Origin of the sequence: Candidatus Sodalis pierantonius str. SOPE (assembly GCF_000517405.1) — a bacterium.
In the GTDB taxonomy this organism is placed as follows: domain Bacteria; phylum Pseudomonadota; class Gammaproteobacteria; order Enterobacterales; family Enterobacteriaceae; genus Sodalis_C; species Sodalis_C pierantonii.
The window spans coordinates 3,164,044-3,184,722 of sequence record NZ_CP006568.1; the positions used below are offsets into that span (position 1 = coordinate 3,164,044).

A 20,679-nucleotide genomic window follows, 5' to 3' on the forward strand; every position below is an offset into this window, starting at 1 on the left:
TCCTTAGTGATAACTGTCCGGACCTCGGAGGTTTTCGTGAACCAGCATTGATACGCCGGCTCCGTCCTGGGTGACCTCACTTTCACGACCGTGTTTCAATACGTTGGCTGAAAGAGCGGTTAATGCACCCTTTCTCCAACGCCAGCGCGCAGGCCTTCTCCAGTCGCGTCGTCTCATAGCGCCGTTGCAGATTGAGTAGCCTCAGCACGGAGCGGTAAGCCTGCTCCGGATGGGCTTTGCTCTTTTGGATGGACTCGACCACTTTCAGTGTGCACACACCCACCGACAGCGCCCAACTGCACAGCCTTTCCGGCGTCCACCTGACTCTGCCCCTTATGGTTAGCCGGCATGTGCGCCGCCTGAGTCGTGTGCCTATAGGCGTTATCGCTGCGAGGGTGCGTAGCCACGCAGACGCCCTTATGGTGGATTTGCACCAGCCGTTGGGTGGCGATGACGTCAACGCGCTCGCCAACCAGCGGATGAGGCACCGAGTACCAGTTTTTGCCGTAGTCTATGTGGTAATCAGGTCCCACTCGGGCAACGAGATACTTCACTGTATTCCCATTGTGTGGGCGGTAGAGGCCCAAGAGCCGGTTTGTCCAGCTGCTCGAAGCGTTCAAGGCGACTTTGTCCGCCGTAATGACGCATCGGGCGCAGATTCAACTCATGATTGAGTTCTCGTATCACCTGGTTGAGTTCGGCCAGCGAGTAGAACCTACGTTTACGCAATCGGGCCAAAACCCAGCGTTCTACCAGCTGCACAGTTGATTCTGCCTTCGCCTTGTCTTTCGGTTTTCTCGGGCGCGCCGGTAGCACCACTGTCTCATAGTGATTTGCCAGCGCCTGGTAGCTCTGGTTTATGACCGGCTCATAGCGGTCAGGGGTGCTGACAGCGCTGCGCAGATTATCAGGTATCATCAGCTCCGGAACCCCACCCATGAAGTGCAGGCAGCGGCTATTGGCGTTGAGCCACGATGCCATGTCCTGGCCTTCGCAGGCTTCGATATACGCATAGCCTGACACGCCCATGGCAGCGACGAAGATAGCGACCTGGCGTACGCTACCGGTCGCAGGGTTGACGATAGGTACGGTGGGGCCACAGAAGTCGATGAAGAGCTTTTCGCCAGCCTTGTGCTCCATGCGCATGGAACGCCTCTGCTTCTTTTTCCAGTCACGGAACAGTGCACAAAACTGTGAGTAACCGAGGGCATCACCGCCCACGGCGGACTGATATTCCATCCAGAGCAGCTGCTTGGTCATGCCCTTGCGGCTTAACTCGGTATCGATATCAAGCCAGCTGGGTAAGGTATTGATAACTTTTCCGGATTTGCCGGGATAGAGCAGGCGGTCGAGGTCGACGGGGGACAGTTCCGCCGGCAATGGCCAGACCAGGTTAGCTACCGTGAATCGGCCGAGGATATCGTGCACGGTAGTACAGCCTATGCCGAGCGCTGCTGCGATAGTGCGATTCGAGCGACGCTGCTCGAATTTCATACGTAACACATTAATATAGATGCACATTTCCGTTCTCGCTTTCTTCTTTTTACGTGCCATGCCATGCCCCAGGAAGCTAAAAGTCTCCAGAGTATGGCGGAACAGAAGATGAGCGATCGGACAGAATCGGAATCGCTGATCGGGCGACCGGAATCAGTGATCGGATGAAATCAGAATTAGTGATTGGGTGAAATCGGAATCAGTGATCGGATGTGACCGGAACCAGCAGCATCAACATCGAAGGCCAGAAAGAGTTGCTAGGTATGTGGCTGGCCGAAAATGAAGGCGCAAAGTTCTGGCTGAACGTGCTGACAGAGCTGAAAAACCGCGGCCTGAACGATATCCTTATCGCCTGCGTAGACGAGCTGAAAGGTTTCCCTGACGCTATTAACGCGGTGTATCCGGAGGCGCGGCTCCAGCTGTGTGTCGTACATATGGTGCGCAACAGCCTGCGGTTCGTCTCCTGGAAGGACTACAAGGCCGTCACCCGCGACCTGAAATCTATCTATCAGGCCCCTACGGAAGAAGCCGGCTTGCAGGCGCTGGAAGCGTTCTCCAGTGCCTGGGACATCCGCTACCCGCAAATAAGTCGAAGCTGGCAGGCAAACTGGGCCAATCTGGCCACGTTCTTTGCCTACCCAACGGACATCCGCAAGGTGATCTACACGACCAACGCCATCGAGTCGTTAAACAGCGTGATCCGGCATGCCATCAAAAAGCGCAAGGTGTTCCCGACCGACGACGCAGTGAAAAAGGTGGTGTGGCTGGCGATACAGGCGGCCTCACAGAAATGGACAATGCCTTTGAGGGACTGGCGCATGGCAATGAGCCGCTTTATTATCGAGTTCGGTGACCGCCTGGACGGTCACTTCTAAGAAAAGGCATTTACACAGAATCGTGTACAGGGTCTCTCTGACGCTCAACAGCGGCACCGCAACTTGCAGCGACTATAAATTTACCAACATCCGAAATCTCAAGGAAACTGTATCATGAGCAAAACCTTGTTCACTTATGACGAATCAGCAGCCGTATCTGCCGGGCAGAGCAACTTTATCAAGGAGTCCGGCGTTTACGTTATCACCATTGAAGAAGCCAAGGTGGTGAAAAGTCAAAATGGTGCGACGTTCATTGAATTTTCAGGCGAATCAGCAGACGGCCACCTCATCCAATACCTTTCCGTTTGCATCAACAAGAAAGATGGCTCCGTCAATGCCTACGGCGTTAACATGATTCAAGCCATCATGGGCTGTACCGAAGTCAAAAGCATCAGCGAAAAGATGCTCAGTACCAGCCAAACTAACGTGCCAGAGTTTGCAGGGAAGCGTGTTGGGTTGTTGTTGCAGAAGATCTTACGCACCAAGCAGGACGGCGGCGATACCTATAACTTTGAAATTCGTATCCCGTTCTATCCTGATACGAAGCAGACTATCAAGGAACGTCTCGAAAGCCAGGATGCAAAGACTATCGATACGATGCTTTCCACGCTTAAGGATAAGGATGAGCGCCGTCATAACCCGAAATACAGCGGCCATCCATCTCAAGGCATACCGCCAGTCGATGCCTACGAGGATTCAATCCCGTTCTGAAGATAATTTGGGGCTGGGCGTGGGTTGCCAAGAAAGGTTAGATGAGACCCTGTACACGATTCTGTGTAAATGCCTTTTCTTAGAAGTGACCGTCCAGGCGGTCACCGAACTCGATAATAAAGCGGCTCATTGCCATGCGCCAGTCCCTCAAAGGCATTGTCCATTTCTGTGAGGCCGCCTGTATCGCCAGCCACACCACCTTTTTCACTGCGTCGTCGGTCGGGAACACCTTGCGCTTTTTGATGGCATGCCGGATCACGCTGTTTAACGACTCGGTGGCGTTGGTCGTGTAGATCACCTTGCGGATGTCCGTTGGGTAGGCAAAGAACGTGGCCAGATTGGCCCAGTTTGCCTGCCAGCTTCGACTTATTTGCGGGTAGCGGATGTCCCAGGCACTGGAGAACGTTTCCAGCGCCTGCAAGCCGGCTTCTTCCGTAGGGGCCTGATAGATAGCTTTCAGGTCGCGGGTGACGGCCTTGTAGTCCTTCCAGGAGACGAACCGCAGGCTGTTGCGCACCATATGTACGATACACAGCTGGAGCCGCGCCTCCGGATACACCGCGTTAATAGCGTCAGGGAAACCTTTCAGCCCGTCTACGCAGGCGATAAGGATATCGTTCAGGCCGCGGTTTTTCAGCTCTGTCAGCTCTGTCAGCACGTTCAGCCAGAACTTTGCGCCTTCATTTTCGGCCAGCCACATACCTAGCAACTCTTTCTGGCCTTCGATGTTGATGCCCAGCGCCAGGAACACAGATTTGTTGATGATGCGGCTGTCCTGCCGGACTTTTAGAACGATACAGTCAAGATAAACAATGGGATAGACTGCATCCAGAGGCCGGTTTTGCCATTCAACAACCTGCTCCATGACCGCATCGGTGACCTTTGAGACCAGCGCCGGCGAGACATCGGCGTCATACAGCTCTTTGAACGCGGCGGCGATCTCGCGGGTGGTCATCCCTTTGGCGTACAACGATAAAATCTGGTTATCCATCCCGGTAATCCGGGTCTGGTTCTTCTTCACCAGTTGCGGTTCAAAGGAACCGTCACGATCGCGCGGAGTACGCAGCGCCAGCGGGCCATCGCCAGTGGTAACGGTTTTTGTGGAATAGCCGTTGCGGGCGTAGGTCCCCGGTTTAGGCTGATTTTTATCGTAGCCGAGGTGGTGGGTCATTTCGGCATTGAGAGCTGCTTCGACGCTGATTTTTTTCAGCAGCCGATCGAAGTGACTGAGATCTTCAGGGGTTTTGAGATTTTTGGCCAGTTCGTTAGCCAGAGCCTGCAACTATTTTTCGTCCATAAATTAACCTGTTTTTGATGTTGGATTGAACATATCAAAATCAGGCAAATACACAAATTTCTAAACAGGCTCTTAGATGAGGATTTTGACGAGCGTGACCGCAACTCCAAGGAGTGCCGTCATCATGGCAGCCATCTTAATGAGCAACCACGTTGATATGCTTTCAACATCCTTACGCAAAAGGGCTATCTGGGTCGCCGTTTCTTTTCTGGCATCGGCGATTTGGGCATCGGTCTTCTCGAACCGAAACTCAATCTCTTTACGCACATCTTCAAGATCGCGCTTGACCGTAGAAATTTCGGCAGATAAATCTTTGCGAACATTGGCAATCTCTGCGGATAAGTCTTTGCGAGCATCTTCAAGATCACGCTTTACATCTTTGATGTCTGCTTTGGTAGCAAGATCGGCAACCTCGTGCGATTCACGCACGACAAGGGTTATCGCTTTGGCTTGCTCTCTGTTGAGGCCGGCGTTTTCCAGCGTTTCGACGAACTCTTGTGTATCAAATGCGACTTGGCCCATATGCGTATCCTCGTGGTGATGTAGGCAGTATAGCTGTCGGGGGCATGGCAAGGCAACTTGCAGGTAATTTGCTATAATCACCACGCCAGCCTGAACAACTGGCCTCCCTAACTCAACTGCTGTGCCGTCCAACCCAGGGGTTTAAGATGGCGCAGGCGGCATATCGAAAAACGAGACCTACCACACTGACCACGACAACTGTCGAGGCCGGCGGTGTGTTGCAATCGATAAAAACACGCTCTCAAGGTCGCGCGCACGCGCGTTTTGGGGGGACACCGTGCCAGTAGTTGCAACGGTCAAAACCGACTGGTTCCGGGTGATAAACGACATTACCCGCGCCGGGATCCCACTACAGGAAATCGCCAGAGAGCTGGACGTGTCCAAGTCTGCGATTATTGGCTGGAAGCAGGGCGCGGCACCTAATCATCACACCGGCGAGGCGCTGATTGATTTCTGGTGTTATGTCACGCATCGCCAGCGCACAGAGCTGCCTGTGCAGGTCTCATCGCGGCGCTTTGTGTACGCCTGGCGCAACAAACGCTAGCCCCCGCTTCCGCAACAGCGTATTTGGTTGGGATCCTGACCGTGCATCCCTTTCACACTGGCGGCTCTATTATCGACAGGAGCCACGACAATGGCACGAAAAAGAAAAGCCGTCGAAATCCCGGGGCAGGAGTCCACAACCGCCGCAGAGGTTGCGACAGACGAACAGACGGGCAATCAAGCATTGCCTGAGGGTGTCGGCACTTCCGATGAGCAGAGCGTGCCGCAGAGGGTTTCTGCACTGCCAGACAGCACTGCGCAGGCTGAGCGTAACGCTATCCTGTCCACGCTTGACGAGCCGGCCGCAGCCATCATCACCCGCTTTGACGCGCTGGGCTTTACCGATATGACCGACCAGAAGCTGACCGACAATCTCTCTTTCCTCGAACTCGTCAAGAAAGCCACCACGGCAGCACCCGTCGCGCCGCTTGGGATTGTGACGAATGAAGAAGGTAAACGTCAGCCCGTACTGGGTAAGCCGATTTTAACGGAACACGGCTGGCACGTGCCGGGCTAAGGAGAACGTGATGTGTGGAGGGAGTGCACCCCAGGTCGTACGAACGGATCCGCAGGTTGAAGCCAATGCGGCGGCTGACGCCGCGGCAAAGGCGGCGAACGCAGATGCCGCCGCGCGCAAGAAACGCAAGAAAAGCTCGTCTTTGCTGGCCAGTGGTGCAGAAGGGGCCGCGGACTCAGGCAGCTCTTTGTTGTCTTCGGGCGCGCAGTCTGCGCAGAAAAAGGCATTAGGGGCGTAACCGATGGATGAACTTGCCGTCAAGCTGATTACGCGTGCTGATGCGCTAAAATCCCACCGCCAGCGGCATGAAAGCGTCTGGCTCGAGTGCTACGACTACTACCTATCCGTTGCGTGGCGCGGGTTTTTCGGCTGACGTGCTGGACGCACAGAGCGCTAAGTCGAAGGTGGCGAAACTGCTGGACGGCACCGCCACCGATAGCGCCCGCATGCTGGCCTCGGCGCTCATGTCCGGCATGACCCCGGCCAACGCACAGTGGCTCAATCTCGACAGTGAATCGCTGGCTGACGAGGACAAGGCCTGGCTCTCCACCTGTGCCACATTGGTATGGGAGAACATCCACGCTGCTAATTTTGACGCGGAAGGCTATGAGGCGAATCTTGACGTCGTGTGCGCGGGCTGGTTCGTGCTGTACATCGACGAGAATCGGGAGGAGGGCGGCTATACGTTCCAGCAGTGGCCGCTGTCGCAATGCTACGTTGCGTCAACCCGCAAAGACGGCATTGTCGATACGATTTATCGCTGCTACCAGATGACCGCCGAGCAGGCGATCGCTGAGTTCGGAGAGCAGGGCGTCAGCGAGAAAATACGCCGTGTGGCCAAGGATAAGCCGGATGACAGGTTTGATTTCCTGCACGCGATATTCCCGCGTACGAATTATGTGGTAAACGCCCGTTTGGCTAAGCATTTGCGCTTTGCCTCTTTTCACGTGGAGAGGCAGGGAAAGCGCATAGTGCGAGAATCGGGTTACCACGAATTCCCGGTTTGCGTACCGCGCTGGATGAAAATCCCCGGCGGCGCGTACGGCATTGGCCCGGTATATGATGCGTTGCCAGATTGCAAGGAGCTGAACGAAACCAAGCGCATGGAGAAGGCCGCGCAGGATTTGGCCATTTCGGGCATGTGGATTGCCGAGGATGACGGTGTCATGAATCCGTACTCCGTCAAGGTCGGCCCGCGCCGCATTATTGTCGCGAGCAGCGTGAACAGTATGAAGCCCTTGCTCACGGGGGCTGATTTTCAGGTCGCGTTTACCGCAGAAGACCGCCTGCAGGCCAGCATTCGCAAAATCATGATGGCCGACCAGTTGCAACCACAGGATGGTCCGGCAATGACCGCGACCGAAGTCCATGTCCGCGTGGCCCTGATTCGCCAACTGCTGGGGCCGGTCTACGGACGGTTTCAGGCGGAATACCTGCAACCGCTGGTTGAGCGCTGTTTCGGTATTGCCTTCCGCGCTGGCGTCTTCCCTGCTCCCCCGGACAGCATGCAAACCGCGCATTTTAACGTGCGCTATATCTCGCCGCTGGCCCGCGCACAGAAGCTGGAGGACGTGACTGCGATTGAGCGTCTTGGCGCGAACGTGGCGCAGCTCTCCCAGGTTAGCCCGGAGGTCGTAGATCTGGTGGACACCGATGAGGCCACGCGCGTGGTGGCCGATGCGCTGGGTGTACCGGCGAAGGTGATCCGCTCGGCGGCGGATGTCACCAGCATGCGCGACCAGCGCGCCAAGGCGCAGCAGCAGCAAGCGCAACAGCAGCTGATGATGCAGGCCGGGCAGGAGGCAGCCAGCGCCGCCGGTCAGGCCTCGGGGAGCGCAATGGGCCAAAGATTGGCGGAGGGACAATGAGAAAACCCGTGCTACCGGGCGATTACAAACGCCTGTTTGAAGAGACTGCGGGCGGCCCTGAAGTGCTGGCGGAATTAGCCCGGCGATTCGGGCGAGCCGTCTACGTGGAGGGTGGCCCTGAGGGCGACCGCGCAACGTGCTACAGAGCCGGGCAGCGTGCCGTGCTCGATTTCATTCTCATGAGAATTAACCAGGCTGATGGAGTATACGACGATGTGGACGATTAAACCGCTATTCATGAACGCTGATGCTGGCGAGGATGCGGGGGGCAACGGTGGCGACGAATCTGTTAATTCTGATGCGGGTCATTCTTTGCTTGGCACCGGCGCACAGGCGCCAGCGGACGAGGCGGATTGGGTACCGGAAAAATTCCGCGTTATGGACGATGACGGCAAGCTCAACGTGGAAAGCTCTGCGCGCAAACTGGCGGAGTCTTATTACGCATCTTGAGAAGCGTTTAGGTCACGGTGATGCCCCGCCGAAGTCCGTTGATGACTACGCGCCGAAGGTAGACGCCGAGGGGTTTCAATGGGATGAATTCAAAGCCGATCCTGAGATGCAGGGCTTTCTCAAAGCCGCTCACGCCAAGGGCATCACGAATGACCAAATGGGCTTTATTCTGGGCGAGTACCTGCAACGTGCCCCGGCGTTAGTGAACGGTGCGGCCGAGCTGGATGCGGACGCCGCGGGGACACAGTTACGCGCGGTGTGGCAATCTGACGCTGAATTTAACAAAAACATCGGTCTGGCCTACCGTGCGTTTCATGCGCTGGCCGATGAAGGCGACAAAGATCGCCTGGATGATATCGGCAATAATCCATTGGTGATCCGAATGCTGGCGAAAGTAGGGGCAGAGATGCAGGAAGATACGCCGGCGGGGGCGGCCGCTAACCCGGCGGCACAGCAAGTCATCCGTGACCTGATGAAGTCGGAGGCCTATGCCGATCCGAAACATGCTGATCATGATCGTGTCGCCGCCCAGATACGCGCATTCTACCAGAAGACGTACGGCACGCATTCTGTCGCGTGACCCTCAACAGGCCGGCTGCGTGGCTGGCCTCGTTTCATTTGGTCGGGATCCTGACCGCACATCACACTCACAATCCTCACAAAGCAGCCCGGCTGGGTAGCCGGATACCTGATCCCCTCTGTCCGTCAGCGCCAACCGGGCAGCGTTGAAACGAGCCGGGAGACCGACACCTCGCAGGCGATTAATCACTATTCGGAGTGTGCATTATGGCTTTTGATGCCAACAAGAACATGATCACCGCTGCGTTTGTGCAGCAGTTCCATGATTCGTTTGAAATTGCCTCGCAGCAAAAAGACTCTCGCCTGCAGGCCGCCGTCACCGACCGAGGCCATATTACCGGGGCATCGTTCACCATCAACGATATGGGGACTATCGAGATGACCCAAATCACCACGCGGTTCGGTGATACGGTCTGGGATGTCCCTGAAGCGGGAACGCGTAACGCCTTGATGGCGGACTACGGGGTCTTCGTGCCGATGGAGAAGCGTGACCTGCGCAAACTGATTGCCGATCCGCAGGGGCCCTATTTACAGCTGACCCTGGCTGCCGCTAACCGCAAAAAGGACGACATTATTTATCGGGCGTTGCTCGATACCGTTTTGCGCAAAACATCGGATACCGATGCTTATGCGCCCGTCGCCCTGCCGACAACGCAAAAGATTGTCGCAGGCAAAACCGGCATGACCAAAGCCAAGCTGATTGCCTCCAAGGCTATGTTTCGCCGTAACGAGTGCGATGAACAGAACGGTGAGGCGCTGTATATCACCTACAATGCCGACATGTTGACACAGATCCTCAGCGATACCACGTTGACCAGCGCCGATTTTATGGCGGTGAAGATGCTCCAGGAGGGCGCGGTGTCCGGTAACTGGCTGGGCTTTAAGTGGCTGGCGTACGAAAAGTTGGACGAAGCGAAAGCAGGCGAGCCTGGCGTCACCACCAAAACCGCCGCTGCCTGGTGTAAATCTGCGGTGCATTTGGGGACGGGCGCACAGTACAACGTTGATATCGGCCCGCGTCGCGATAAAAACAATACCATTCAGATTTCTGTCGATGCGTCTTATGGTGCCGGTCGGGCGAACGAAAAAAAAGTCGTCGCCATCGAGTTTGTCGCGTAAGCCGCCGGGATCTTTGCCGGGGGCTCCTCGGCCTTTCGCATTTGAGGTGTCGCCATGAGTTCGAGTGTATCTATCTGCTCTAACGCGTTGCTGGCGCTGGGGGCGCATCCGATCAACAGTTTCGATGAGGCGACCCCGCACGCCAGACTCTGCGCCAATATTTACCCTTCTGTACGCAATAACCTGCTGTGCGCTCATCCGTGGCACTGCGCCATTAAACGCGTCGTGCTCTCTCCCGTCAGTACCGCCCCCGCTTTCGGTTTTGGCTACCAGTTTCCCCTCCCGGCGGATCTTATCCGGGTATTGTCGGTGGGTGAACGGTATGACGATATACCGTATCGCATTGAGGGAAAACGCTTGCTGGCGAACGTACAGGAAGCCCGTCTGCGCTATATCTTTCGCAGTGAGGATGAATCAACCTGGGACGTGGCATTGGTCAACGTCGCCGAAGTGATGATGCAGGCAAAACTGGCCTATGCCGTGACGGGATCTGCCAGCTTGCGCGACAGTCTGACACAGAAAGCCGCTTTCCTGCTCCAGCAGGCGAAATCCATTAACGGATAGGAAGATCCGCCGGAGAGGCTGGACGGTTTCCCCACCCTGGCGTCGAGGCTCTGAGATGCGCGCCAATCTGATTAAAACCAATTTCACCGCCGGGGAAGTCTCGCCGCGCCTGATGGGGCGCGTTGATATTATGCGTTACGCCAATGGCGCGAAAGGCTATCCAAAATGGCGTTGTAGGGGTGCAGGGCGGCGTCATGCGCCGTCCGGGTACCCGCTTTGCGGCCGCCGCCAAATACAGCGATCGCCCGGCACGACTTATCCCGTATGTTTTTAACCGTTCACAGGCGTATGTGTTGGAGTTTGGCGCCGGTTACCTGCGCGTTTACCAGAACGGTAAACCGGTGGTGAACGCCAACAACACGCCGTATGAAATTGCCAGCCCCTACAGCGCTGACCGGTTGCCCTCGGTGAATTACGTTCAAGGCGCGGATACCATGTTCCTGGTGCATCCGGCGGTGAAGCCTTATCGGCTCCAGCGTCGTGGGCAAACGGACTGGGTGCTGGAGCCTGCGCCGTTTATCGTCGAGCCCTTTGATGAAATTCGCGAGACCCCCAAAAAATGGTGTAGGCCCTCGGCAAAAAAATTCGTAGGCTCTGAGGTGACACTGACGCTCAGTGATGCGGACCCGGGGGAGAATAAAAATCCGCCATTCACTGGTGCGGGATGGGTTGCCCAGGATGTGGGGGCCTATGTACGCATCAATGGCGGTCTTGTCCTGATCCAGCGCATCAACAGTGCGCAGGTGGCAGTGGGGACGCTTCGCTCGGATTTAAACGCCAAGCAGGCCGCGTCACCCGGCTCATGGACGCGAGAGGAGTCGGTCTGGACGGATAATTTGGGTTATCCGGAGGCGGTGACGTTATACCAGCAGCGTCTGGTGTTGGCCGGATCGCCCAAATATCCACAAACCATCTGGTGGAGTGAAACCGGAGCCTATCTGTCGTTCGAGCTGGGGACCAAAGACGATGCGGCTATCAGCTTTACACTGTCTTCTGATCAGCTTAACCCGATCGTCCACCTGGCACAGATGAACACGCTGATTGCGCTGACCTACGGCGGTGAATTTACCATTACGTCGGGCAACGACGCGGCTATCACGCCCACCAATATTTTGGTCAAGAATCCCAGCCCGTATGGCTGTAACCGTATTCGTCCGCTGCGTGTCGGTACCGAAATTCTGTTTATCCAGCGGGCCGGACGCAAGCTCTATGCCGTGGCGTACGATCCCGACAGCTTCGTGTCCTATGCTGCTAACGATTTGACGGTACTGGCGGAGCACATCACGGCGGGCGGTGTGCGCGATATGGCTTACCAGCAGCAGCTGGACGGGCTTATCTGGCTGGTGCGTGAAGATGGTGTCGCCGTCACGGTGACGATGGATCGCGCTCAGGATGTGGTTGCCTGGTCACGCCAGATGACAGAGGGCGCTTTTGAGTCCGTGACGTCCATTCCCTCCGAGCGGGATGACGTGCTGTATGCGCTGGTTCGCCGTCACATTAACGGCCAAACCGTACGCTACGTCGAAGTGTTCGATAACGTGCTGAATACCGATGCGGCTATCACCGGGCGCAGCGAGGCCGGTGCTACGACCTGGGCGGGGCTTCGGCACCTGGAGGGCAAAACGGTGGATATGGTTGCCGATGGGTCGGTCATGCCGCGTGCCGTTGTCTCTGGCGAGCAGGTCACGCTGGCGCGTAAAGCGAAGACCGTAGAGATAGGTCTCCACTACGACACCACGATAGAGACATTAACGCCTGAAGTTGCCACGACGGAGGGGACAACGCAGAACGCGTGTAAGCGGACCAGCGAAGTCACGATGCGTTTTCTTGACACCATCGGCGCAGAGTGCAACGGCCAGATTATCCCTTTTCGTACATTCGGACCGAAGGTTTTGGATAAACCCGCTCAGGTGTTCACGGGGGATCACTATATGGGAAAACTGGGCTGGGAGCGTGGCGAGGATACCTTGATCGTGCAGCAGCGCCAGCCGTTGCCGTTTCACCTTCTGGCCATTATCACCACGTTTACCAGCAACGGGGGCTAACCATGATCCGAACGGCAACACGAAACGATATCCCGGCGTTAATTGCGCTGGGGGCCAGCATGTACCAGGAATCACGCTACGCGGAAAACTCGCCGTTTGACGCGCTAAAATGTGCTGACTTGGCCGATCACCTTATCAACGCCGATGCCGGTTGCGTTCTGGTGGCAGAGCACAACGAGCAGATCATCGGAGCCTGTTTAGAAATTTGTGTATTTGCCTGATTTTGATATGTTCAATCCAACATCAAAAACAGGTTAATTTATGGACGAAAAACAGTTGCAGGCTCTGGCTAGCGAACTGGCCAAAAATCTCAAAACCCCTGAAGATCTCAGTCACTTCGATCGGCTGCTGAAAAAAATCAGCGTCGAAGCAGCTCTCAATGCCGAAATGACCCATCACCTCGGCTACGATAAAAATCAGCCTAAACCGGGGACCAACGCCCGCAACGGCTATTCCACAAAAACCGTTACCACTGGCGATGGCCCGCTGGCGCTGCGTACTCCGCGCGATCGTGACGGTTCCTTTGAACCGCAACTGGTGAAGAAGAACCAGACCCGGATTACCGGGATGGATAATCAGATTTTATCGTTGTACGCCAAAGGGATGACCACCCGCGAGATCGCCGCCGCGTTCAAAGAGCTGTATGACGCCGATGTCTCGCCGGCGCTGGTCTCAAAGGTCACCGATGTGGTCATGGAGCAGGTTGTCGAATGGCAAAACCGGCCTCTGGATGCAGTCTATCCCATTGTTTATCTTGACTGTATCGTTCTAAAAGTCCGGCTGGACAGCCGCATCATCAACAAATCTGTGTTCCTGGCGCTGGGCATCAACATCGAAGGCCAGAAAGAGTTGCTAGGTATGTGGCTGGCCGAAAATGAAGGCGCAAAGTTCTGGCTGAACGTGCTGACAGAGCTGAAAAACCGCGGCCTGAATGATATCCTTATCGCCTGCGTAGACGAGCTGAAAGGTTTCCCTGACGCTATTAACGCGGTGTATCCGGAGGCGCGGCTCCAGCTGTGTATCGTGCATATGGTGCGCAACAGCCTGCGGTTCGTCTCCTGGAAGGACTACAAGGCCGTCACCCGCGACCTGAAAGCTATCTATCAGGCCCCTACGGAAGAAGCCGGCTTGCAGGCGCTGGAAGCGTTCTCCAGTGCCTGGGACATCCGCTACCCGCAAATAAGTCGAAGCTGGCAGGCAAACTGGGCCAATCTGGCCACGTTCTTTGCCTACCCAACGGACATCCGCAAGGTGATCTACACGACCAACGCCATCGAGTCGTTAAACAGCGTGATCCGGCATGCCATCAAAAAGCGCAAGGTGTTCCCGACCGACGACGCAGTGAAAAAGGTGGTGTGGCTGGCGATACAGGCGGCCTCACAGAAATGGACAATGCCTTTGAGGGACTGGCGCATGGCAATGAGCCGCTTTATTATCGAGTTCGGTGACCGCCTGGACGGTCACTTCTGAGAAAAGGCATTTACACAGAATCGTGTACAGGGTCCTTTTGTTTGTTGGTAACGGTAAATTCTTCCTGCACGCCGCACCCGATACCTTTTAATGCCTGGCGCAGCAGTTTTCCGGCAAAGCTACCGGGGCCGTTGACTTCCACCACCACCACGCGGGGGATCTGGTATTTGATCACCATGTCGCGTATCTGCACCACCTGCCCGCCAGTGATTTTGTCGTTATCATTGAATTCGGCCAATTCTCCGGTTAGCGCCTGGCACACCTGCCCGCGCGCATCGGTCAGCATCAAGGAAAAGGCGCTGGCATCTGCTTTTACTTTCCCGGTTGCCACGTCCCACCAGGCGACGGCACCAACAATCTGAGTCGCCCCCAGCCACAACGAGCACGCTCGGTTTGCGTAGCGTATCTCCGGCTGCACGTTGTACTCACGAATGCGGTCAGGATCGAGACGCACCTCACCCATGGGCTTACTGTGCAGCTGATATTGACTGTCCCATTCGCTTTGTTGAATAAATCCGAAATTTGTGACGACTTCCTCCCTATCAGGGCGATTGTTACATGATGCGGACGCTGTTTGGCATTCCTAACAACGTGATCCGATTAAGCGCTTTGACCATTGCCATAGCCTCACCTACCTGCGCGTCATAGTCATGCAGACTCAGATGACCACCCAGAAGTGTTTTAAACCGGAACATGGCCGTTTCAGCCAGTGAACGCCGGTGATAACCTACTTTCTTTTTCCAGGTATCGTTATTGCCGCTCAGATGCTGATTTGCCACCGCATGGTTACGCTCATGGTATCGAGCTGGCCAATATTGCGCACCACTTCGCGGTGGGATAAGCGGCTTTATTTTTTTCCTCAGCAGAGCATCATGACAGTAACGCGTATCGTAAGCACTGTCAGCCGACGCTTCCCTGATTTTCCGGTGGGTTTGGTTAATCAGCCCGGGCAGCGCCTGCGCATCTGTCGTACCGCTTAGCGATAAATCGGCACAGATAATTTCATGTGTCGCGCTATCTACTGCCAGATGAAGCTTGCGCCATACTCTGCGCCTCTCAGCCCCATGCTGCCTGACTTTCCATTCGCCTTCGCCGAAGATTTTCAGGCCGGTGCCATCGATGACCAGGTGTGAGATTTCGCCGCGGGTTGGCGTTTTTATGCTGATGTCGACGGTTTTTGCTCGCCGGCTGACCAGAGAGTAATCTGGGCAGCGCAGCGACAGCCCCATCAGTTTAAAAATCGCGTCAACGAAACCCTGTAACGCCCGGAGCGAAAGGTTAAACACGCGCTTTATCATCAGAACCGTGGTAATGGCCATATCGGTGTAGTGAAGCGGCCGGCCACGATGTTCAGGGGGTGTACTCTCAGTCCATGCAGCAATGGCTGACTCATCAAGCCATACTGTCATGTCCCCCCGCTGCCTGAGCGAATTGTTGTATGCGGGCCAGTTGGTGATTTTAAACTTTTGCTTTGCCATGGGGACCTGATGTTGAAACGAATGTAGTGATCAGAGCCGCCAGTCACCTAAAAGTTCGATTTATTCAACAAAGCCTGTCCCATTCGTTAACCGTGCGACAATCCTTGCGCCGGGTTTCAAGCTCCTCCGCGTTGAAACGTTCGGGCCATTGACAGCCCGCGTAACAGTCAATCATCGTCTCGGGTGGTGCCGCAAACGCGATACCGTCTTCTGTCAGCCGATAATCCACGTGCTCGACCAGCAGTCGCGCCCCATTGTGGATCCCCATAAAGACATAGTCAGGTCGAAACGGCAGCGTATAGCGCAGACTGACCGCCTCATTCGCCTCGATACGATACTCATGGGAAAAAAGTTTAATCGTCAGACAATCCGCGCCAGCAGCTTCCATCTCGTCGTACAGGCTGTCGTGGGTATGGGGTGTACCAATAAACAATTTTCGGCCTCCGGGAATAAGAATATGCGTCTGCTCACTCAGACGGTAACGCAGCTTTTCGCGGGCTTCTGGCGTCTGAATATTACCGGGGACTTCCACGTCATCGTTTTGGCATTCGTTTGCCCGCGCGCCGGTGACGTTTGAAAGGATCCCCTTTGCGAACATACTGGCATTGCGCTTATCATGCGCCCCCTCAACCGACCATTGCTCAACGGCACCGATGCTTTTAGCCAACATACCTTTCGTCAGTGGATGGTTACGCAGCACGTTCTGCGTGTCGCGACTGGTTTTACGGGCGGTGGAATCCGATTCGGACTGATGAAGAATACGGTACTGCCGATCGCGGTAATACAGCCAGGCATTATAAACAGCCAGAATAGTCGATTTACCGAAGCCACGAAAGCAACGGAGCACCGCCAGATTGCCGCGATGCTCCAGCCAGTAGCACGCGCGATAATGACAGTCGGGCACATCCCATCCCATGCGCTCCGCCCATATCAGGAAGAAAGCGAGGAAAGACGTCATCCCTTCCCTTTCTGTATGCGAGCGATGATTTTCTCCGCTTCTCGCTCGGCACTGGCAACCTGTTGACCCAGCTCGAAAGCCTCATCATCATCGCTAGGGCGGCCTCCTGGCGTTCCTCCACGCATTTGCAGGCCGATAAGCGTCTGCACCTTGGTTAACAGCGTCAGCGTCGCCGCCGCGTTCTTCTTGAACCAGTAGCGATCGCCGCGCTCCTGTTGAGTGTGCGCGTCAATGGCCTTTCCTGCACCAGGCCAGTTATCTGGATCGGCTTCTTCCAGCACCACATCCGTTAATTTATCACTCAGCGTGCTGAGGCGTATTTTTTCATCGTTATGCATAAAAAAGCCCCGTGATTATCACAGAGCTATCATGGACTTACTGAAGGTCGGGATCCCGACCGATTAGCGCGAGCGGGTTTATTGCGGCAGCCTGTCCTGCGGACGCCACCAATAGGTTTGATTAAACTCTTTCCGGGCACGCTTTTCCATTCGACGCAAATATCCCGGTGAAAAGAGTTCCTGTAGCTGATTAAAGACCATATGGTCAAACACCGCCTTGGTATACCATAAATTTTGCCTTGGGATCATGCCTTTGGCAAACTTGACGAGATCGCCCCCGGTTTGTTCCGGCTTACCCTCGACCGCGTTGAGCAGGACACCCTGCAACAGTTTAATGACGTCATCAACAACCCCCGCCACCGGCCCGAGCATGGAGGCCAATGCGCCAGAGCTATACCGGGTGTGATCAGACAGCAAGAAATCGCCATAGAGGCCCAATCCGCCGCCTTTCAAAAAGGCATCGAGCCAGAATTTCAGAGCTTTATCGCCCGTCATATCCCGGGGATTTCGTCCCGCAATAACTTCGCTGATTTGTTGGGACATCGCACCCAATACGGTTGTGCTCGCCAGAAAGGCCGCCAGATACGCCGCACGACCGCCCGCAGAGGGCATATTCAACGCACGGGACCAATGACGCATCATGACCGCGATGGGGAAAGATTTGAAGAGAAAAACACTACGCACAAGCTCGCACCGCCAGTCCCCGCGCTGCATCGCCGCGCCGGTCACCATGCGCTCGCGCGCACCGGGCGTAACCACCGCCATATCCACTTCCTCGCTCACGGCACCGAGCAATTTGCGCATCGCCTCAAATTTCACCCGCTCGGCGTTCCCCAATCCAGCAAGCTTCTCATTCAGTATGCGCATAATACTTTCCGGGGTCAGCATGGTGGTGTTGCCATTTCCCCAGTCCTGTTGCTCGACCAGCTTCCAAACCTTCCAATCTTGCGAGCTGATACCTTTGCTTTTGAGTATTCGCGCGTCCTCATCGGCAATTTTGGCGATGTCCGCATGCTTGCGTACCAGGTTACCAATACCGCCCATCATGGTAACGCCGTAGGCCCGCTTATGCGCATCCGACCATGCAGAGAGCCCACTGGCCCGCATTACCGCGTTCACAACCCAGCGAGAGGGCGAGGGGCCCATATTATCGGTCGCCCAGCGGTTGACGCTTCCCAACAAGGTTTCCATCGCCAGACCCGCGCCACGGGCAAGCCGGATCTCGTCCTTATTCGCCGGGTTCATCGCGGCAAGCTGATTGCGCAATAGCTGTGCCATCGGCAAGTTATTGACCTTGGCCGTCAGGTACATCGTGCCGTTATCAGACAGCGAGGAAATCAGTGCCGAGCCTAACCGTGACGCCACGAGCCAGTTGCGCACGTGATCCGCCCTGCGGGCAATATAAGGATTAGCGACCGGCTGCGTTTTCCCGACGATAAAGTTGTAAAGGTCTTCTGTTTTGTTCTTCAGTTTTTTTATCCTGCCGGTTCTTGAGGGCGTTTCGTCAGCGGTTTTCGCCGCCAGCTCGTCAAGCAGGGAGCGGAACACATGATCGGGATTAGGGCCGTAGGTTTCCACCAACGCGATATCTTTACTTATACCGTCCAGGTGGTTGACCAGAATATCCCACATCGACTTTTCACCGAAGCGTTGCTGATAGGCTAAATACCCTTCCGCGTCTTTAAAATGAATTTGCCTTTCCGCGTTACCACGATTCGCGCGGGCGCCAGACAGACGTCGCCCCGAATCACCCAGTTTGTTCATGCCGCCAGTGGCAATGGTCTTGTAACCATGACCAAGAAAATCGGCGACGTCCTTATCGCTCATCAGCTCACCGTTCTCTTTGACGTACTTATTGCGCTCAAGCTTCCCTATCACAAACCCGACCCAGTCAGATTGCGTGGCTTTACCCACCTTTTCCATTGAATGGTGTTGCGGCATGCCCCAGTCTTCCAGGTGACCGATATCACCGCCGGCGTCGTTAAAGCGGCGGCGCAACAGCTCGGAGACGTTTTTCCACGCTTCAGCCCCCTTTTTTGCCCTCACGTTACCGGTATCCTGCCCGCGCATTTCGTAGACCAGATCGCGCACCCCCTGGGTATCTTCAAAAAGCTGAAAAAAACGCGGGTCAATGACGCTGAATAATTCGTCCAGTTGGCTTAGGGCATAATCCCGCGTTGCCTTGGTGCGGGATTCCACCGATAAAAAATTGGCCTTTCCGTCAGCGTGAAACGCAATCGTTCGGTTCAGGGCTTCCAGCTTGCCGCCTTTTCCCTTATAGCCCGCGATAAAGTTATCCAACCGCTGGCGCGCCGCTATCGTCAGCGCCACCCGCCGCTTTTTCAGCGTGGCCTCGCGCTCTAACGCTTCCGCCGCCATTTGTCCCGCGCGCTGCATCCGCTCTGACTCGCTTAAACTCCGCCATGACACCGGATCGTTGCGCGCCAAATGGCGCATATTTTTCACGATGCGATCTTCAATTCCCTGGATCTCTGCTGAGGTCAACGTGCGTTTCGACGCCGCGGTGATCGCCTGTATACATTCCTGTCGCATCCTATCGCTCTCCCAAGGAAGCAGCTCACCGCCACATCAAATAAACTGGCGTCGTGCTGAGCGTTTCGACATCCTTATTGACTTGGGCCAACAAGTCCGCCGCCCTGACCGCTGTAACACTGTCATCATGACCCACAACAAGCACTTCAAGATCGGGTTTCTCCATCACGGCGCGTTCTGCATGGCGGAAATCATACTCATCACCCGCAGTGTTATTACCACGGGCCTGATGTTCCCCCGCGGCTAACTGGTCCTGTCTCACCTGCGCCACTGTACGGGGTTTAGGCGTGGATAACCCACTCATCCCCGCGACATCCGCGTGATACTGCTCCGCTGCCGTGGTGGCGCCACCCCTAAGCCCTAATGCCTCACGCACCGACTGTGAAGCCAGATTGACTCTTGGCATCTTTTGCAGAAATTCCGCCCCCTCAAGCAGCGCGCCGACATCGACGGGTTCACCTGCCAGTACGTCCGTCATCGCCTTATTCATCGCCTGGGCATGGGCATGGGCATGGGCATTGCGGGAAAGTACGCTGACAGGCACCCCCGGCGCCACGGTCACCTCAAAATTAACGTGGCTGCTGCTCGTTAGCGCGGCATCAATCTCTTCCGGGGAGACGCGCCTTACCGGTACGTCCTCACCGCGGCTATTGATAAAGCGCCCCAACCCACCGAACGCCACGCCTAAAACGGCATCGGTTGCCAATGCCTGAGCATCCATAACGTCATACTGGCGCGTCATGTCCTCGTAACCGCCACGTCGTAAAATCTCGGCGGACAACCCACGCTGGGCCATGCCCATTGCGACATTGGTACCTGCCGAATAAAACAGGTCAGGTGCAGCGCGGGCCACGGCACCCGCTAATGCTCCCGAGGTGCCTCTGCCAACAGACAGCGCGGCACCTACCCCCTCGGCCACCGCGCCCCCTGCCCGCAGCCCCAGCGACATAGGGAGAACCACACCTAATGCCGCCGGTGACCAGCGCCTTATCAACGGCGGTCCCGTAATCAACGCCGTCGGCTCGCGATTTCTCGTAATCGGAGAACCCTTGCAGTGTACCCACGGTTGCAGCAGCGCCCCAAGGACCACCCATGAGGGATCCTGCGATCGCCTGTCCGCCTATTTGCCCCAGAGAGTACAGGACTTGCCCCGCCGTTCCGGTCGTGCCCGGATCGGGTGTAAGTTCGCGGACGCTTTTTTCCGCCAGTTTTCGCTGTTCCTTGAAAAAATCGGCTGAGGAGTCACGCACGCCAAAGGTTTCGCTCACCGCTTCGGCAACGGGCGACATCACGGTATC

Annotated in this window: 18 protein-coding genes and 5 pseudogenes; 14 read left to right on the forward strand and 9 right to left on the reverse strand. The window is 55.9% G+C overall.

Going from position 1 to position 20,679, the window contains the following annotated elements; genetic code table 11:
• Nucleotides 1-3: 3 nt before the first annotated feature.
• A pseudogene (gene istA, locus SOPEG_RS23200) lies at nucleotides 4-1,554 on the reverse strand (IS21-like element ISSoEn3 family transposase).
• 170 nt (nucleotides 1,555-1,724) lie between these two features.
• Between istA and SOPEG_RS15920 the strand changes: the two are divergent.
• Together SOPEG_RS15920 and SOPEG_RS15925 are read left to right on the forward strand one after the other, a co-directional pair.
• Nucleotides 1,725-2,369: pseudogene (locus SOPEG_RS15920) on the forward strand (IS256 family transposase); the annotation flags it as partial.
• Between the two features lie 114 nt (nucleotides 2,370-2,483).
• Entirely contained in the window at nucleotides 2,484-3,080 is a 597-nt protein-coding gene (locus tag SOPEG_RS15925) for a hypothetical protein (protein WP_025246083.1), read from the forward strand.
• A gap of 79 nt (nucleotides 3,081-3,159) precedes the next feature.
• Here the strand turns inward: SOPEG_RS15925 and SOPEG_RS15930 are convergent, their stop codons facing one another.
• A complete protein-coding gene (locus tag SOPEG_RS15930; RefSeq protein ID WP_148297107.1) occupies nucleotides 3,160-4,362 on the reverse strand; it encodes an IS256 family transposase in 1,203 nt (400 codons plus the stop codon).
• Nucleotides 4,363-4,449: 87 nt separating this feature from the next.
• Entirely contained in the window at nucleotides 4,450-4,899 is a 450-nt protein-coding gene (locus tag SOPEG_RS15935) for a CCDC90 family protein (protein ID WP_025246085.1), read from the reverse strand.
• Between the two features lie 277 nt (nucleotides 4,900-5,176).
• Between SOPEG_RS15935 and SOPEG_RS15940 the strand changes: the two genes are divergently transcribed.
• From SOPEG_RS15940 to SOPEG_RS15990, 12 genes and pseudogenes are all read left to right on the forward strand, one after another.
• The gene (locus SOPEG_RS15940; protein ID WP_025246086.1) at nucleotides 5,177-5,443 is read left to right on the forward strand and encodes a hypothetical protein; all 267 of its coding nucleotides are present in this window, start codon (nucleotides 5,177-5,179) and stop codon (nucleotides 5,441-5,443) included.
• A gap of 90 nt (nucleotides 5,444-5,533) precedes the next feature.
• Nucleotides 5,534-5,959 carry a hypothetical protein gene (locus tag SOPEG_RS15945; RefSeq protein WP_025246087.1) on the forward strand — a complete coding sequence of 142 codons (426 nt, stop codon included), beginning with the start codon at nucleotides 5,534-5,536 and terminating at the stop codon, nucleotides 5,957-5,959.
• Nucleotides 5,960-5,969: 10 nt separating this feature from the next.
• Nucleotides 5,970-6,197: a hypothetical protein gene (locus SOPEG_RS30640; protein ID WP_025246088.1), complete on the forward strand. Its 228-nt coding sequence runs from the start codon at nucleotides 5,970-5,972 to the stop codon at nucleotides 6,195-6,197.
• 3 nt (nucleotides 6,198-6,200) lie between these two features.
• A pseudogene (locus SOPEG_RS15955) lies at nucleotides 6,201-7,827 on the forward strand (portal protein).
• Nucleotides 7,824-8,054, forward strand: a complete 231-nt coding sequence (locus SOPEG_RS31215) for a Bbp19 family protein (protein ID WP_025246089.1) — start codon at nucleotides 7,824-7,826, stop codon at nucleotides 8,052-8,054. Before SOPEG_RS15955 ends, SOPEG_RS31215 begins: the two are co-directional and overlap by 4 nt.
• Nucleotides 8,026-8,277 (forward strand): hypothetical protein, encoded by a 252-nt coding sequence (locus SOPEG_RS29855; protein ID WP_236851511.1) that lies wholly within the window; start codon nucleotides 8,026-8,028, stop codon nucleotides 8,275-8,277. The genes SOPEG_RS31215 and SOPEG_RS29855 overlap by 29 nt, the downstream gene beginning before the upstream one ends.
• 106 nt (nucleotides 8,278-8,383) lie before the next feature.
• Nucleotides 8,384-8,857, forward strand: coding sequence for a hypothetical protein (locus SOPEG_RS29860; protein WP_236851512.1), 474 nt, complete (start codon nucleotides 8,384-8,386; stop codon nucleotides 8,855-8,857).
• Between the two features lie 206 nt (nucleotides 8,858-9,063).
• Nucleotides 9,064-9,975, forward strand: coding sequence for a phage capsid protein (locus tag SOPEG_RS15970; protein WP_025246090.1), 912 nt, complete (start codon nucleotides 9,064-9,066; stop codon nucleotides 9,973-9,975).
• 54 nt (nucleotides 9,976-10,029) lie between these two features.
• Nucleotides 10,030-10,539 (forward strand): phage connector family protein, encoded by a 510-nt coding sequence (locus tag SOPEG_RS15975; RefSeq protein WP_051419816.1) that lies wholly within the window; start codon nucleotides 10,030-10,032, stop codon nucleotides 10,537-10,539.
• Nucleotides 10,540-10,733: 194 nt separating this feature from the next.
• Nucleotides 10,734-12,584 (forward strand): phage tail protein, encoded by a 1,851-nt coding sequence (locus tag SOPEG_RS15980; RefSeq protein WP_236851514.1) that lies wholly within the window; start codon nucleotides 10,734-10,736, stop codon nucleotides 12,582-12,584.
• Between the two features lie 2 nt (nucleotides 12,585-12,586).
• Nucleotides 12,587-12,805 (forward strand): hypothetical protein, encoded by a 219-nt coding sequence (locus SOPEG_RS15985; protein WP_025246091.1) that lies wholly within the window; start codon nucleotides 12,587-12,589, stop codon nucleotides 12,803-12,805.
• A 40-nt stretch (nucleotides 12,806-12,845) separates the two neighbouring features.
• Nucleotides 12,846-14,054, forward strand: a complete 1,209-nt coding sequence (locus SOPEG_RS15990) for an IS256-like element ISSoEn2 family transposase (protein ID WP_025246092.1) — start codon at nucleotides 12,846-12,848, stop codon at nucleotides 14,052-14,054.
• 34 nt (nucleotides 14,055-14,088) lie between these two features.
• On the opposite strand, the pseudogene SOPEG_RS15995 reads toward SOPEG_RS15990, so the two are convergent.
• The 6 genes and pseudogenes from SOPEG_RS15995 to SOPEG_RS29865 all read right to left on the reverse strand — a co-directional run.
• Nucleotides 14,089-14,556 (reverse strand): annotated as a pseudogene (locus tag SOPEG_RS15995) (phage terminase large subunit); the annotation flags it as partial.
• 52 nt (nucleotides 14,557-14,608) lie between these two features.
• Nucleotides 14,609-15,532 (reverse strand): IS5-like element ISSoEn1 family transposase, encoded by a 924-nt coding sequence (locus SOPEG_RS16000; RefSeq protein ID WP_038468918.1) that lies wholly within the window; start codon nucleotides 15,530-15,532, stop codon nucleotides 14,609-14,611.
• A 76-nt stretch (nucleotides 15,533-15,608) separates the two neighbouring features.
• A pseudogene (gene terL / locus SOPEG_RS16005) lies at nucleotides 15,609-16,490 on the reverse strand (phage terminase large subunit); the annotation flags it as partial.
• Nucleotides 16,487-16,828, reverse strand: a complete 342-nt coding sequence (locus tag SOPEG_RS16010; protein ID WP_025246094.1) for a hypothetical protein — start codon at nucleotides 16,826-16,828, stop codon at nucleotides 16,487-16,489. The gene SOPEG_RS16010 and the pseudogene terL, both read right to left, overlap by 4 nt.
• 78 nt (nucleotides 16,829-16,906) lie before the next feature.
• A complete protein-coding gene (locus tag SOPEG_RS16015) occupies nucleotides 16,907-19,381 on the reverse strand; it encodes a hypothetical protein (protein WP_025246095.1) in 2,475 nt (824 codons plus the stop codon).
• 25 nt (nucleotides 19,382-19,406) lie between these two features.
• Entirely contained in the window at nucleotides 19,407-20,330 is a 924-nt protein-coding gene (locus tag SOPEG_RS29865) for a hypothetical protein (protein WP_051419820.1), read from the reverse strand.
• Nucleotides 20,331-20,679 lie beyond the last annotated feature (349 nt).